Origin of the sequence: Pseudomonas sp. Sample_24, from assembly GCF_004307605.1 — a bacterium.
Classification (GTDB): Bacteria; Pseudomonadota; Gammaproteobacteria; order Pseudomonadales; family Pseudomonadaceae; genus Aquipseudomonas.
The window spans coordinates 1-15,111 of the sequence record NZ_RCNW01000065.1 but is presented as its reverse complement, the minus strand read 5'-3'; the positions used below and the strand labels follow the sequence as shown (position 1 = coordinate 15,111).

The window sequence follows — 15,111 nt, the reverse complement described above, 5'->3', positions numbered from 1 at the left end:
AACGACTTCCTCTCAGGGAAAGTACTGATCGTGCTCATTGTCGGGCTCGGTAGCTACTTCACGATTCGCTCGCGTTTCGTTCAACTGCGTCACTTCTTCCACATGTTCGCGGTGTTCCGCGACAGCCTCAAAAGCAGCGCCGGGCAACTCAGTTCGTTCCAGGCCCTGATGCTCAGCCTCGCCGGCCGCGTCGGTGCGGGCAACATTGCCGGTGTCGGTATCGCTGTGACACTCGGCGGCCCAGGCGCGGTGTTCTGGATGTGGGTGACCGCACTGGTCGGCATGTCCAGCAGCTTCTTCGAATGCTCCCTGGGCCAGCTCTACAAGCGCTGCGACTCGGAAGGTCAGTTCCGTGGCGGCCCGTCCTATTACATTCAGCACGGTCTGCAAAAACGCTGGCTCGGCATGTTGATGGCTTTCCTGTTGCTGGTGACCTTCGGGTTCGCCTTCAACGGCTTGCAAGCCCACGCCGTGACTCACTCGCTGAACAACGCATTCGGCCTCGACACGACTTACACCGGCCTGGGCCTGGCCGTGCTGCTGGGCCTGGTGTTCATCGGCGGGATCAAGCGCATCGCCAAGGTCGCCGACCTGCTGGTGCCGGTGAAAACCCTGGTCTACATCGGCGTGACCATTTACGTGATAGTGCTGCAATTCGACCAGGTGCCGGGCATGCTGATGACCATCGTCAAGAGCGCCTTCGGTCTGGACCAGGCCTTTGGTGGACTGGTGGGCAGCGCCATTATCATGGGCGTCAAACGCGGCGTGTTCGCCAACGAAGCGGGCCTGGGCAGTGCGCCTAACGTGGCAGCGGTGGCAGCGGTCGAGCACCCGGTGGCGCAAGGCGTGGTTCAAGCGTTCAGTGTGTTCCTCGATACCTTCGTGATCTGCACCTGCACGGCGTTGCTGATCCTGCTCTCGGGCTTCTACACCCCGGGCTTCGAAGGCGACGGCATTGCCCTGACCCAGAACTCCCTGGCAGCAGTGGTCGGTGACTGGGGCCGGATGTTCATTTCCGTGGCGCTGGCGTTGTTCGTGTTCACCTCGATCCTCTACAACTACTACCTGGGCGAAAACAACCTGCGCTTTTTGATCGGTGAAAACCGCAAGGCGTTGATGGGTTATCGAGCGCTGGTACTGGTGCTGATTTTCTGGGGCGCCATCGAAAACCTCGGCACCGTGTTCGCCTTCGCCGACATCACCATGACCCTGCTCGCTTTCGTCAACCTGATCGCGCTGGCCCTGTTGTTCAAGGTCGGCATGCGCATCCTGCGTGACTACGATGACCAGCGCGCCGCCGGGATCAAGACGCCGGTGTTCGATTCGAGCAAGTTCCCGGATCTGGATCTGGATCGTCAGGCCTGGCCGGCGAATCCACCGGCCGCCGTTCAGAACCAGGCTGAGCCGCAAGGTGTGACCGCAGCGCAACGCTGATCGGTTAAAGTGCGAAATCCCCTGTAGGAGCCGGCTTGCTGGCTCCTACAGGACATCATCGTTCTCGGAGCAGCTCCATGAATTCGTCGACCTATCCTGCCGCCCAGCACGTCATGGTGCTCTATACCGGCGGCACCATCGGCATGCAGGCGAGCGCCAACGGCCTGGCCCCGGCGTCCGGTTTCGAAGCGCGGATGCGCGAATACCTGCACAGCCAGCCTGATCTCGTCGTACCGCAATGGCGCTTTCGCGAGATGTCGCCGCTGATCGACAGTGCCAACATGACCCCCGCGTATTGGCAGCAACTGCGTGAAGCGGTGGTCGATGCGGTGGATGTCCAGGGCTGCGACAGCGTGCTGATCCTGCATGGCACCGATACCCTGGCCTACAGCGCCGCTGCCATGAGCTTTCAGTTGCTCGGCCTGAAGGCTCGCGTGGTGTTCACCGGTTCCATGTTGCCGGCCGGCGTAAAGGACAGCGATGCCTGGGAAAACCTCAGCGGTGCGCTGGTTGCCTTGGGCCAAGGCCTGGCGCCGGGCGTGCAACTGTACTTCCACGGCGAACTGCTGGCCCCGACCCGTTGCGCCAAGGTGCGCAGTTTCGGCCGGCATCCATTCAAGCGCCTGGAGCGCCAGGGTGGCGGCGTGAAAGCGGTTTCGATCCCGGCGTCGTTGAACTACAACCAGCCCCGACAATTGGCGAATGTCGCGGTGCTGCCATTGTTTCCCGGCATCAGCGCCGGGATTCTCGACGGCCTGCTCGACAGCGGCATTCAAGGCCTGGTGCTGGAGTGCTACGGCAGCGGCACGGGGCCGAGCGACAACCCGGCGTTCCTCGCCAGCCTGGAGCGGGCGCGGGATAAAGGCGTTGTCGTTGTCGCCGTGACTCAGTGCCATGAAGGTGGCGTGGAGCTGGATGTGTATGAGGCTGGCAGTCGCTTGCGCGGTGTGGGCGTGCTGTCGGGTGGCGGCATGACCCGTGAGGCGGCGTTCGGCAAGTTGCATGGGCTGTTGAGCGCCGGGCTCGATACCGCCGAGGTGCGCCGCCTGGTAGAACTGGACCTCTGCGGCGAGTTGATCTGACCCGCTCCACAAGAATCTGTAGGAGCGAAGCTTGCCCGCGAACGCGGCCTCAAGTACGCCAAAAGCTTCGCGGGCAAGCCTCGCTCCTACGGGTTGGTTATTTGCGACACGCAACACGTTGAAGCAGGCATGCAACTTGCTGCGTTCCAGCCATCCCAAGGCTGGAACCTCCCATGCTCCACTCCCACCTCACCACCCTCAATGCCGTCTCGCTGATCCTCAACGTCTTCAAGGCCGAAGGTTTGTCCAGCGAGGCGCTGCTGGCCGGCAGCGGCATCAGTGCGGCGGACCTGCACCGGGCTGACACGCGCATCACCACCAATCAGGAAATGCAGGTCTGCGCCAACGCCGTTGCGCTCAAGCGTGACATCGGCCTGGAACTGGGGCGGCGAATGCATGTTTCCTGCTACGGCATGCTTGGTTACGCCCTGCTCACGAGTGCCACCTTCGGTGACGCTTTACGGTTGGCGATGCGGTATCCGGCGTTGCTGGGAACACTTTTCGAATTGAGCCTGGAAGACGATGGCGAGCGTATCTGGTTCGTCGCGGCCGACTACCGTGAGAGCCCGGCGATGGCCGTGTTCAACGCGGAGTTTTGCCTGGTGTCGTTGAAAGTCACCTGCGACGATCTGCTCGGGCATTCACTGCCGTTGCTGGCTGCACGCTTCGAACATGCCGCGCCCGACTATGAATCGACCTACGCCGAACATTTCAATTGCCCGCTGCTCTTTGGGGCGCGGGACAACGCCTTTGCCTTCGACAAGCGCTGGCTCGACCAGCCATTGCCGCTGGCCGATGCCATCACCCACCAGGCCATGGCCGAACGTTGCCGCAAGCAGAACCTCGAATTCACGGGGCGCCAGGCCTGGTTAGGGCGGATTCGGCAGTTGCTCCGAGCGCAATTGAACGCCGCGCCAGGGCTTGAAGGGCTGGCCGAGCAGATGAATTGTTCGGCGCGCACCTTGCGTCGGCATCTGAAAGATCTGGGATGCAGTTATCAGGAACTGCTCGACGAACTGCGCTTTGAGCAGGCCAAACAAATGCTGTGCGAGGATCAACTGCCGATCTATCAAATCGCCGAGGCCCTGGGGTTCAGCGAGACCGCCAGTTTTCGTCATGCGTTTGTGCGTTGGAGCGGTGTGGCGCCGAGCCAGTTCCGGCCCTGATACTCGCTCCTACGGGTTTTGCAGCGTTATTCGAGAGGCGAATTTCGGTCAAATGTTTTGGCCACATCGATCCCCTTTTGGCCTTTCCTGCCGTTCTCCTGAATCGTCTGCGCCGCAAGACTGTGCTCAACCGAACCAGCCCTGCGGAGAACAACAAATGCTGACGATCTACTCAGACGATCACCACCTGCACCATGGCCGCTGCGAATTGATAGACGGGCAACTCAAGCCCTGCTTCGAAATGCCATCGCGGGCCGACCACGTGCTTTCCAGAGTGCAAAAGCAGAATCTCGGCCCAGTGGAGGCGCCGAAGGATTTCGGCCTCGAACCGATCGCGCGTATCCACAGCCGCGATTATCTCGACTTTTTCAAAGGCGCCTGGGCACGCTGGACCGAGTTCAACACCGACGGTGACTTGCTGCCCTACACCTGGCCGGCGCGCACGCTGCGTCGTGTCAAACCCACGAGCCTGCATGGCGAACTGGGTTACTACAGTTTCGATGGCGGCGCCCCGATCACCGCCGGCACCTGGCAGGCAGCGTACAGTGCAGCGCAAGTTGCGCTCACGGCCCAAGCCGAAATCCAGCGCGGCGCGCGCAGTGCCTTCGCCCTCTGCCGCCCACCAGGACACCACGCTGCCGGCGACTTGATGGGGGGTTATTGCTACCTCAACAACGCGGCCATCGCTGCCCAGGCATTCCTCGATCAGGGCCACAAAAAGGTCGCGATCCTCGACGTCGACTACCACCACGGCAATGGCACTCAATCGATTTTCTACGAGCGCAGCGATGTGCTGTTCACTTCGATCCATGGTCACCCGGAAGCCGAGTTTCCATTCTTCCTCGGCTATGAAGACGAATTGGGTGAAGGCGCCGGTGAAGGTTTCAACTTCAACTATCCGTTGCCTGCCGGCAGCGGCTGGGACACCTGGAGTGCAGCGTTGGAACACGCTTGCAAAGAGATCCAAAGCTATGGCGCCGACATCGTTGTCGTGTCCCTGGGCGTCGACACGTTCAAGGACGACCCGATCTCGCAGTTCAAGCTCGACAGTCCGGATTACCTGGCCATGGGCAAGCGCATCGCAAAGCTAGGCGTACCGACGCTGTTCGTGATGGAAGGCGGGTACGCAGTCGAAGAAATCGGTATCAACGCCGTGAACGTTCTCGAAGGTTTTGAAAGCGCTTGCTGAGGAAATACAAGCATGAAGAGTCTCAAGCGTTTTATCGTCCCTGCGCTTTGCGCCACGGTACTGAGCGGTGCCGCACAGGCCGAAGAACGAACGTTGCGTGTCTACAACTGGTTCGACTACATCACGCCCAAAGCCCTGGAAGACTTCAAGGCACAGAACGCGCAGACCAAACTGGTCTACGACATCTTCGATACCAACGAAGCGCTGGAAGCCAAACTGCTGACCGGCAACTCCGGCTACGACGTGGTGGTGCCGTCCAATGTGTTCCTCGCCAAGCAAATTGAAGCGGGCGTATTCCAGCCTCTGGACCGCAGCAAATTGCCGAACTGGAACCACCTCGATCCCAAGCTGATGAAGCTGATCGAAGCCAATGACCCGGGCAACAAATTTGCCGTACCCTACATGTACGGCACGATCCTGATCGGCTTCAACCCGGACAAGGTCAAGGCCGTGCTGGGTGACAACGCTCCCGTGGACAGCTGGGACCTGATCTTCAAGGAAGAAAACATCAGCAAGCTCAAGCAGTGCGGCGTCGCCCTGCTCGACTCGCCCTCGGAGATCCTGCCTCTGGCCCTGCAACACCTCGGCCTCGATCCCAACAGCAAAAAGCCTGCGGACTACGCCAAGGCTGAATCACTGCTGATGAAAATCCGTCCGTACGTCACTTACTTCCACTCTTCCAAGTACATGGCCGACATCGCCAACGGCGACATCTGCGTCGCGGTCGGTTACTCCGGCAGCTTCTCCCAGGCGGCCAACCGCGCCAAGGAAGCCAAAAACGGTGTGACCGTCGACATGCGCCTGCCGAAGGAAGGCGCGCCGATCTGGTTCGACATGCTTGCCATTCCCAAGGGCGCGAAGAACCCGGAAGACGCCTACACCTTCATCAACTACTTGCTGCAACCTCAGGTGATCGCGCCGGTGAGCGATTTCGTCGGTTACCCGAACCCGAACAAGGACGCCACGGAAATGGTCGACCCGGCCATCCGCAACAACCCGAACCTGTATCCGACCGACACGGCGATGAGCACGCTCTACACCCTGCAACCGCTGCCGCGTGATGCCGAACGCGCGCGCACCCGGGCGTGGACCAAGATCAAATCCGGAACCTGAACGAGCCAGTGTTTGCGCGCCAGTGAAGACCCGCTTATGGCGTAATGCTGTTCACTTAAGAGAACGCTGGCATCCTGTGGCGAGGGAGCTTGCTCCCGCTGGAGCGCGGAGCGGTCCTGAAAGGGACTGCTGCGCATCGAGAGCAAGCTCCCTCGCCACGGGTGTTCGTCCTTAGGTGAACAGCATTACGCTTATGGCGGGTCTTTTTTTCCGGACGATATTTAAGTACCGCACGCCCCATCCCACCCCACGTTACCTTCCGAACCTGAGCGGCGCGTTGACGCGCACGTCCCAGTCCCTCAGCAAGGAACGCACATGGCCTCTACCGAAACGAATGCTGTCGAGCCTGATCAGGCCTCCAGCGACCCAAGTGATCTGCTCACCCAACTGGTCACCGGCCCCTCTATCAGGGAGGTCGCCACCCGTATTCTTCGAGACGATCTGAAAAAGCTGTATCCACAGTTGAACATCGACCCCGCAATGGCGATGGTCGTTACACCGAGCTGGAAAATCGCCGCCGGGGCCGTCCGGCCCGGAACCCTGCGATTCGAGTCACTGACGGATGCGCTGTTGCGGCACGCCGGTTCAGGCGAGTCTGTGACCTACCTCGACGGCGAGCATTACCTGAGCCTCAATCCCAGAACGAAAACGCCCATCCACCTACCGGTCAGGATCGATGCCATAGGGCGTCTGATCAATAAACTGTCGCCCGTGCTGTTGGTGGCCTATCAGGAACAACAACTCGAATACTGGGACCAGACCACTCAAGGCTCCACTTTGCGTTGGAAAGCGTTGTCGCAGTCACTGCGGCAGGTCTGGAATGTACAAAAGGTGGAAGGCTGGGATGCGCATCAGCTGGCGATCGCGCGCAATGTTTTCGACTATCCCGATGCGAAAACACGCACTGACCACGACACCTACAAGATTCGGGTTTGCCTGATCGACCTCGACCGGCTCGATGGCACCGTATCCAGCCATCTCAATCGTACGGATCTGACCGTCGTGATCGGCACCGTCGAGACACGCACAATCATCCTGACCCACTCCATCGCTTCGGGGTTCGGGACCTATGAGTCGCTGGAAAAACTCGGCGAGGATTTGCCGAAGTATGTTGAAAAAATGCCACCCGAAGCCAAGCTTCAATGGCGCCTGTTCGAACCCTCCGGGAATTTTTTTGATCATCAGGCCGTCGCGCTGATTGCCCTGCAAACTGATGCGATTGCCGGCCTGGAGTTTGGACAACGGGACAGCAAACCGGTGTTCACGACGCCTGCCCGTGCCGCAGCGCAGGTGAGCGGTACAACTCAGACCGAACAGGTTTCGCACTTCGTAAAGGTGCAGCGTCTGATCCCCGAATGGCTGAACAACGCTTCGCCATTCGATCTCGGTTGCTACAGTCGACACCTGTTCGATCTGGCATTGCTGCAACTGCGCAACAGCGGAAAATCCTTCGACGACGATATTGCTCCGATCAAGACATTCGCACTGGATGCCCTTCGAGCCCACATGCTCAAAAGCCACAGTGACGTTGCCGGCATGAAGCTTGAGAACATTGAGATCGTTATCGAGAGTCAAGTGGTCTGGGGGGCATTCACGGCCCCTGGCATGAGCCAGACCAATCGCCTGGACCTTGCCGAGCTGGCACTCGAAAACCTCATCGCCCTTCCGCTGGGCAACCAGTCGGTGCGATACAAGGACGGCACAGCAGTGCCGACCTGGATGACGCCCGACTATGTCAAGACGGCCATCAGCGCCGTCGATATCGGTGCGACCTACCCCGCACAGGTCAAGAGCAAGCTGTTGGATGACCCGCTTGAATCGCTGCGCCGTCAACGCCTCTACGCCAGTAACCTGCGTATTCAGCTGGCGCTACAAGCATTGCAAAGCAAAATTCTTGGCGAACATGGCATTGACGAAAAGGGCTATCGCTACATCGTGGCGGCAATGAATGTGCTGAAGGCCGACCGCTGGGTCGACGGGCATGAGATCGTCATCCGTCCGCTGGCGTTCATCACCGGCCAGGATAAAAACAAAACCCCTGATGAAGTCACCAACATGTTTGTGATCGGGCCGCGGGACATGGCCAATGGGCCTTGCATTCTCTATCGCCCACTGCTTGCACAAGCGTTGACTCAGTACCCCTCGGCCGCCAACCTGCTGTATGCGATCAAACACGACAAGGAGCTTCGCGAATCTACCCTGGCATGGTTGGCGGACGATGTTCGGTTCAATTATTCGCAGTATGTCTTCCCGGGTGAATTGCCTTCGGTCTGGACGGTGTCACAACTGTTGGCCGACCCGACCATTTCCCTGCGGATGAGCGGACCGGTGTCGCTCGGGCAAAAAGTGATCGAGCACGACCGCCTGATGAAACTGTTCAAGGCCAACGCCAATGCGCTGATCATGAAGAGCGAGCGGGATTCGGTATCCAACGCCGAAAGCCGCTGGGCCAGCTTCAAACAACGCGCCTGGATGATCTTCAGCGCCGTGTTGCCTTTTCTCGGTCGAACCGCCGGAACGGCTGCGTGGATCTGGCAGATTCTGGACGATCTGCAAGAAGGCATTGATGCCCGGGAAAACCAGGATACGCCAGCACAATGGTCCGCCCTGACCGACTTGTTCCTGACCCTGGGCATGGTGCTGGCTCATCAGGCGACCGCCCGACGCCAACCGGCGCGCGCGCGCCCTGCGAAGACCGAAACAGCCGTTATTGGCGGCGCGCAGAAAAACCCTCCGCCGCAGACCCCGGCCAGCATCCAGTTACCTGATATTGAGGATGATTATCTACCGGCCGAACACCAGACCTCACTCCACCCCGCGACCGTACTCAATAGCAACAGCGCAGGGCTGGGGCCAACCCTGGACCGGTACAAAATCCCCAAACCGCCGGGGCTGGGAGCGGTCAGCACCGAAGGCTGGCACAAACACCTTTATGAACATCAGTCCAAATACTATGCCCCGGTAGGCGAACGATGGTTCGAAGTCTTCCTGAACGACGATGAAATCGTTCAAATCGTTGATACCCGCAAACAACCTTCCATCACCGGCCCTTTGTTGATCAACAATTCCAGAGGCGATTGGGTCATCGATATCAGGCTGCGACTGCGTGGCGGTGGCAAGAAAAGCAGGCTCAAGGCATTGCAAAAAGCCAACGCCACCAAAATCACCGAGATCAAGGCTCACCTGGCGGTTTTCGATGCGCAGATGGCGTCCAAACGCCAAAGTATTACCGATGCCTACAACACCATGAAAAAGGCTTCCGCAGATGCAAGGGATGCAGCTAAACAAACATTTCTCGACAAACTCGAGGAGCGCATCGGTGAATATGAAATCACCATCGAGAAACTCAAATCACTCAACCTGGTCGAGGATGTGCGTAACTATCGTGACGCGATGATCGAGATGCTGGGTACTCAACTGTTTTTCAACCAGACCTGGATCGACGAGAAATACCCGGCGTTCGTCGATGCCCTGAAGTTGACCCTGGAACATCTCGATGCCAAAGAAGACAGTGCCCAATCGCCTCCCGCCGGGACGTTTGAAAACATGTCGGACCTGACCCAAGGCGTTATCGAGAAGGTCGAGTTCGCTCAGTTGCGCTTCAAGGAATTGACGCGCCTGGGCAAGAAAGCCGAGCAGCTGTCCCTTGAGTATCAAAAGAAACTGCCAAAATTCGACCTTCCGGACCTCAAGTCCCTTCAGATCACGCTGGCTCGCGAGGTGTGCGTCAAATCTGGCGAAACGGCCGAACTGTCCAGTGCCAAAGCATCCCTCGAGCAGATTGTCGAAGACGCCGACCTGACGGTGAACAGTGCAATGGAGTTGATGGGTGATGCGCAGCTGTTGCGCACGGATGAACGGATTGAGGCCTTGAACAACCTGATCGACCAGTTCGCCGCTATCGAACAACGCCTCAAGAGCTTCTCTACAGCCAACCAGGAGCAGATCGTGCAAACGCAATTTACGCGATTGCAGGGTCGTATCGACGAGTTCAATCAGCAGACCGTCGGGCATCTGGCGGACCTGCTGCGCGAACAGCAACTCCTGGAGCCTGTACCCGGCCCGTCACGCACCACATCGACGTCAAACAAAAGGGTCATCACAACGCGCTTCAAAGGTACGGTGATCGGCCAGACCCGCAAAACCGCGCCCGGTCACATGGTCCTTGTGGATGTCACCGCGCCGGTGACCGGCAAAGTGATCGCCACCTTCCATGAAAAGACCCCCGGGGTCTGGGTCGAACGTTTGACGATGAAACCGCAGGCGCCGAAAACGCGCCTGCCTGATCCGGGGGCACGCATAAAGGCGGGTAAAGCATTGCTGGATGCGCTGCCCGCCTTTATTCAACGAACCGAAGCAGACTCAAAACAATCCTGGCAGCTCCCGGTGGAAATAGAGGAAGCATTCCACCAACAAGCTTCTCGCCTTGAAGAAGCCACCAAGGCGATCAACGCAGCGCTCATGCAAAGCAATACCACGCAAGATCATACAAACGAGGCGCAATCGGTACTGACGCAACTGGCCACGCAAACCGCGCTACTGTATGTCGAAGGCCATAGGTTGCGGCTTGAAATGACCAAACGGCAACCGCCCACCGCTGCACGCGTCGAATGGCTACACAGCAAAGGCGAAGTCGACATCGTGCCGGTGGGAGACCGACGTCGACTCAAAGGGCAGCGCCGGGACTATCTGCAGGAATACGAAGTGCGTGACGCCACCTCCGCAAATGCGCTTTGGTATGCCCACTTTCACTACGCCCAGCTCAAGGACGACGTCCAGTCCTACACCGCAGCGCATCTGAAAACCCGCGAGCAACGGCTGCTGGGTCGTGTCGATATCGGGGCCAGCACCAGCAACCAGGACGCAATCGAAATCTATCGCAGCAGGATCAGCCCTCAGTTGGCCCGATCGCTATTCTTCGCCAAGACATCCACCTCCACCTGATCGCTGCTGCAGACTCACCTGTCGGTGGGTCCTTTCAAACGCTGTCGCCTGCCTGCCTCCATCTCATCGGGCTGTGATGCCCGTATCGCAGGCTGGCGGCCGCCCCCATGCCGGTCAAAAAGGAAAATGACCATGACCCGAGAATCCACAAGCACCTCCGCAAACAACGCAACACTGTTGCTGGACAGAAGCAAGCTGGTCAGCCTGACCAATCAGGGGCCTTCCCTCGACGATGCCAGCTCGCAGGTGCTGAGCGAAGCACTGAAAAAACTTTATCCGCTGCTCGACATCGACCCGGACCAGACACTGATTGTGACGCCGCAATGGCGCATGACCAATGGAACGCTGAGTGCCGCCTCCCCCTCCGTGGAAACATTGACCCATGCGCTGGTACGTTTGAGCTGGAGCGCAGGTGTCGCCAATTTCATCGAGGGTGAGCATTTCCTGACGCACAGCCCACTGACCAGCGACCCCGTTCATCTTGCTGTCAGTGTCGAAGACATTGCCCAACTGCTCAACGACCACGCCGCCCTGTTGATGGTCGAGTTTCAACAGCGCGCACTGGCGTTCTGGAATGAAACAGTCAGCGACCAACCGCGATGGCATGGACTCTGCGAGACACTGAAAAACGCATTTGATGTCCAACAGGTAAAGGGCTGGAATGTCGATCAATGTACGGTGGCCCGTGCGGTGTACAACTATCCGGACAAAACCGAACGAGCTCGGAAAAATACTGAAATTCCCGGTATCAAAGCCTGCCTGATCGACGTGGACAACAACGAAGGCGTTCATCTAATGCTCGGCGGTGCGATTGCACTGCAGGCCACTTACAGACAGCGTGAACAGATCATGCTGTACACAGTGGAAAGCGGTTACGAAGCCTTCGATTCTCTGGAGCAACTGGGCGCGACGCTGCCTGGCCGGATCGACATCGACCTGGCAGGGCGCACGCTGAAGTGGCGACTGGTCGAGCCCGACGGCAACGTTTTCGATCATATGGCCTGGGCGCTGATAGCCTCTCAAATGGACGCCATTAATGCACTCGTCCCTCCGGTCTCGACCGCCAGGACCGCAACCCCCCCGGGCTTGCGTACGGCAGCCACCCCGGCTGAGCATTTCAGCACTAGCGACAAAAACCGTATCGAGCAGCTTGAGGCGGCCATTCCCGATTGGTTATCCAATGCCTCGCCCAGTCATTTGCAAGACTACAGCCACTGCCTTGCCCGCCTTGGAAAACTGCGCAACAGCTCAAGCGCAAACGACATTCCTCTGATCAGTGTGTATGCGCAGACCGCCATGCGCGAAGCCATCGTCAAGGACAAGGCCAGTGAAGGGGCCGCGCATCTACCGCTTGATGATCTGCAAATCACTGTCACCAACAGCTTCACCGTCGGCGGGCTCACCTTGCCCAATCCGCAAGACCGGTATACCGAAAACCTGGGTGATTTCGCCCTGCAAAATACCGCGCCCTACCGGGCCGGGTTGAGTTTCAAAAACAACACGCTGGTGCCCGATTGGCTGACTGTCGATTATCTGGTCGACATCGCCGCCAAGGTCAATATCGGCGAGATCTACCCGAAGTTGCTGAGGAACAAACTGATCGATGATCCGGTGCAAGCCGCGCTACAGAAAAAGCACTATATGGATCAGCTACCCGACTTGCTGCGGCTCAATGCACTGGAATGCATGCTTCAACAATTGGGTGGTGTTGACGAGACTGGCTATCGCTACATTAGCGAGTTGATGGACGTCGCACAGGGAAAACCTCGACAACCTCATTCCGATATCGTCATTCGCCCTCTCACGTTCAAGCCTCGGCATCGCCTGCTGTCCGGCGGTGACACCGTCAGCAACATGTTCATCATCGGCCCGCGGCAAAAAACAGACGCTCCCTGCCTGCTTTACCGGCCACTGCTCGAGCAACCGTTAATACAATTTGTCTCGCAGGCAAACCTGGTTTACGCCCTGCACCAACCGGGCGAGCTGCGCGATTGCGTACTGGCCTGGCTGCCGACACCGGCGCTGAGCTTCGAATATGCGCAATACGTTTTTCCCGTAGGGTTGCCTTCACCTTGGCTGGCGACTCAGTCCGGTATCTCGACGTTATTCAGCCTGGACCTGGCGGGACCTATCGATCTGGACACCGAGGAGATCACTGGCGACTTGCTGTCCGCATTGTTCACCAGCAACGCCAATGCCATGGCAGAGCAGGCGGATCGGTCATCAGTGTCCAATGAGGAAAGACGCTGGACACTTTTGAAGGACAGCGCCTGGGCGATTTTCAACGTTGCATCGACGTTCTTGAGCGGGCCTGTGGGGACCGCCGTCTGGGTGTGGCAAAGCATCAGCGAGATCCAGCAAGCACTCGACGCCCATGAACAAGGCGACACGCTGATCGAATGGAGCTCATTGGGTGATGTGCTGGTGACGCTGGCCATTGTGCTGACTCACCGCGCTTACCAGCAGCGTCACAGTGAATGGACCAGGCGTGTACGCAAAAAACCGGCGTGGGACCTGCCGTCAGCTCCAGTAACACCGCAATCGCCCAAGCCTGTACCTGCGAAAATTTCCATGGCCCCTTCAGTATTTTTTGATCAATTGCCCGACAGCCATACCTCCTCTCTGGAGACCGGTGTATCGGTGCCTCGTCGCTCGACCCCGTCATTGGGCATTTATCTGGACAAGCTCAGCGTCTCTGCGCCGGACCTGAACAATATCGAGATGAAGACGCTGAACAACAAGCCGCCCCATCTGTATGAACTTAACGAAACACACTACGCCCAGGTAGGTGAACGCTGGTTTCAGGTCACCGTCAATGACGACGAAGACGTGCAGATTGTCAGTCCCGATGACGCCAAACGTACCGGGCCGTTGTTGGCTCGTGGCCCCCATGGCAAATGGTTTGTCGATACGCGGCTGCGCCTGCGCGGCGGTGGCCCGAAAAGCCGTTTGAAAGCCCTGAAGCTAGCCAAGGAAAAACGCAAAGCGGAACTTGATACTCACTTGGAGGCGTTCAGAAGCCAGGAAGAAACCCAACAGCAAGCACTCAATCTCCTTCAGACGAGCATGACTCAGGCTTCCACCGAGAATCTCGAAGCAGCGACCAGGCTCTACACCGACAAACTCGACGAGCTGAAAACAAGTTATGGAAAAGCCCTCGAACAGTTGAGCGAATGGCGTTCGCTGGGCGGGGAAACCGGGTACACCTACGAGTTAATGCGCCTCACCACCGTGCAGCAAAAGTTCCTTTCACTCTGGTTTACGGTAAAGAAAAACCAGTACGCCCGGATCATGCAGAAACTGCTGGCGCAAGCGCCTTTGAACACGGGTGAGCCGGTACGAGCGGATCTGACCGACATCCGAGAGGCAATCGCATTGGGAGACGCCATCGTCGAACGCTTGGAACAGTCACAAACCACCCTGACAGGTCTCCAGGTACTGGGCCATGTCGGGCTTACCAGAATCGCCGATCTGACAAAACTCTTGCCGAAATTCACTCGCCTGGACTTCAAAGCCAATGAAGTGGGCATGGCCTATGAACAGTGCATCCAAGAGGCATCTGGCGAAACCATGTCCGAAGCTCGAACGGCGATCGTCAGCATGGTGGAGGACGCCGCCGACGCCAGCCATGAAGTTGCTGAAATGATGAAACAGCCGAGCAATACCGAGCCGCCCGAGGCGCGCATCCAAAAGCTGTCCAGGCTGGCCGACATCTATGCCGATGCACTTCAGTGTATTAAGGATCTGCCAGCCCGATACCCCGGGATGGTTCACCAATCGGCGCTCGACCACCTTCAAGTGCTGATCTCGGAATTTCAAACACTGACGCTGAACCAGCTCAACCAACTGCTTCCTGAAGCCGAAGAAGCTTTCATCCAGCAACCTTCCCGACCTGCTGTTGCAGGCCCGTCGCGGCCCAAGGTCAAAGTCACCAAGACCCGCCCACGCGTCGTCGAAAGCGAAGCCCCGCAAACATACGGGCAGGAGAAAAAAGAGGAGTTGTTCCAGAAGCTCGTTCCCAAAAGCGCCAAGCCCGCCAAGCCCGCGCTGGATGATCTCGCCACCATCGCTGCCGGCCTGAACCTCAACGTGGACGCAAACGAATTCACCAGGCGCATCAATCGGGACGCCGAACGTGCAAATCGAATCCCTGCCGATGTACAGGACCTGTTCGATCAACAGG

7 protein-coding genes are annotated in these 15,111 nt (G+C 58.4%); all 7 read left to right on the top strand.

The window, feature by feature from the left end:
• A partial coding sequence (locus D8V06_RS02985; protein WP_130930413.1) for an alanine/glycine:cation symporter family protein occupies positions 1-1,434 on the top strand: 1,434 nt, incomplete at its 5' end.
• 77 nt (positions 1,435-1,511) lie between these two features.
• Entirely contained in the window at positions 1,512-2,516 is a 1,005-nt protein-coding gene (locus D8V06_RS02980; RefSeq protein WP_130930412.1) for an asparaginase, read from the top strand.
• A gap of 173 nt (positions 2,517-2,689) precedes the next feature.
• Positions 2,690-3,682, top strand: a complete 993-nt coding sequence (locus D8V06_RS02975; RefSeq protein WP_130930411.1) for an AraC family transcriptional regulator — start codon at positions 2,690-2,692, stop codon at positions 3,680-3,682.
• A 157-nt stretch (positions 3,683-3,839) separates the two neighbouring features.
• Positions 3,840-4,871 (top strand): histone deacetylase family protein, encoded by a 1,032-nt coding sequence (locus D8V06_RS02970; RefSeq protein ID WP_130903505.1) that lies wholly within the window; start codon positions 3,840-3,842, stop codon positions 4,869-4,871.
• A 12-nt stretch (positions 4,872-4,883) separates the two neighbouring features.
• Positions 4,884-5,984, top strand: a complete 1,101-nt coding sequence (locus D8V06_RS02965; RefSeq protein WP_130930410.1) for a polyamine ABC transporter substrate-binding protein — start codon at positions 4,884-4,886, stop codon at positions 5,982-5,984.
• A 315-nt stretch (positions 5,985-6,299) separates the two neighbouring features.
• The gene (locus D8V06_RS02955; RefSeq protein WP_130930409.1) at positions 6,300-10,928 is read left to right on the top strand and encodes a DUF6543 domain-containing protein; all 4,629 of its coding nucleotides are present in this window, start codon (positions 6,300-6,302) and stop codon (positions 10,926-10,928) included.
• Between the two features lie 132 nt (positions 10,929-11,060).
• A partial coding sequence (locus tag D8V06_RS02950; protein WP_130930408.1) for a DUF6543 domain-containing protein occupies positions 11,061-15,111 on the top strand: 4,051 nt, incomplete at its 3' end.

Excerpts from the sequence above, each read along its gene's own strand:
- D8V06_RS02980 (WP_130930412.1), top strand. The coding sequence starts at position 1,512 with ATGAATTCGTCGACCTATCCTGCCGCCCAGCACGTCATGGTGCTCTAT.
- D8V06_RS02975 (WP_130930411.1), top strand. The coding sequence starts at position 2,690 with ATGCTCCACTCCCACCTCACCACCCTCAATGCCGTCTCGCTGATCCTC.
- D8V06_RS02970 (WP_130903505.1), top strand. The coding sequence starts at position 3,840 with ATGCTGACGATCTACTCAGACGATCACCACCTGCACCATGGCCGCTGC.
- D8V06_RS02965 (WP_130930410.1), top strand. The coding sequence starts at position 4,884 with ATGAAGAGTCTCAAGCGTTTTATCGTCCCTGCGCTTTGCGCCACGGTA.
- D8V06_RS02955 (WP_130930409.1), top strand. The coding sequence starts at position 6,300 with ATGGCCTCTACCGAAACGAATGCTGTCGAGCCTGATCAGGCCTCCAGC.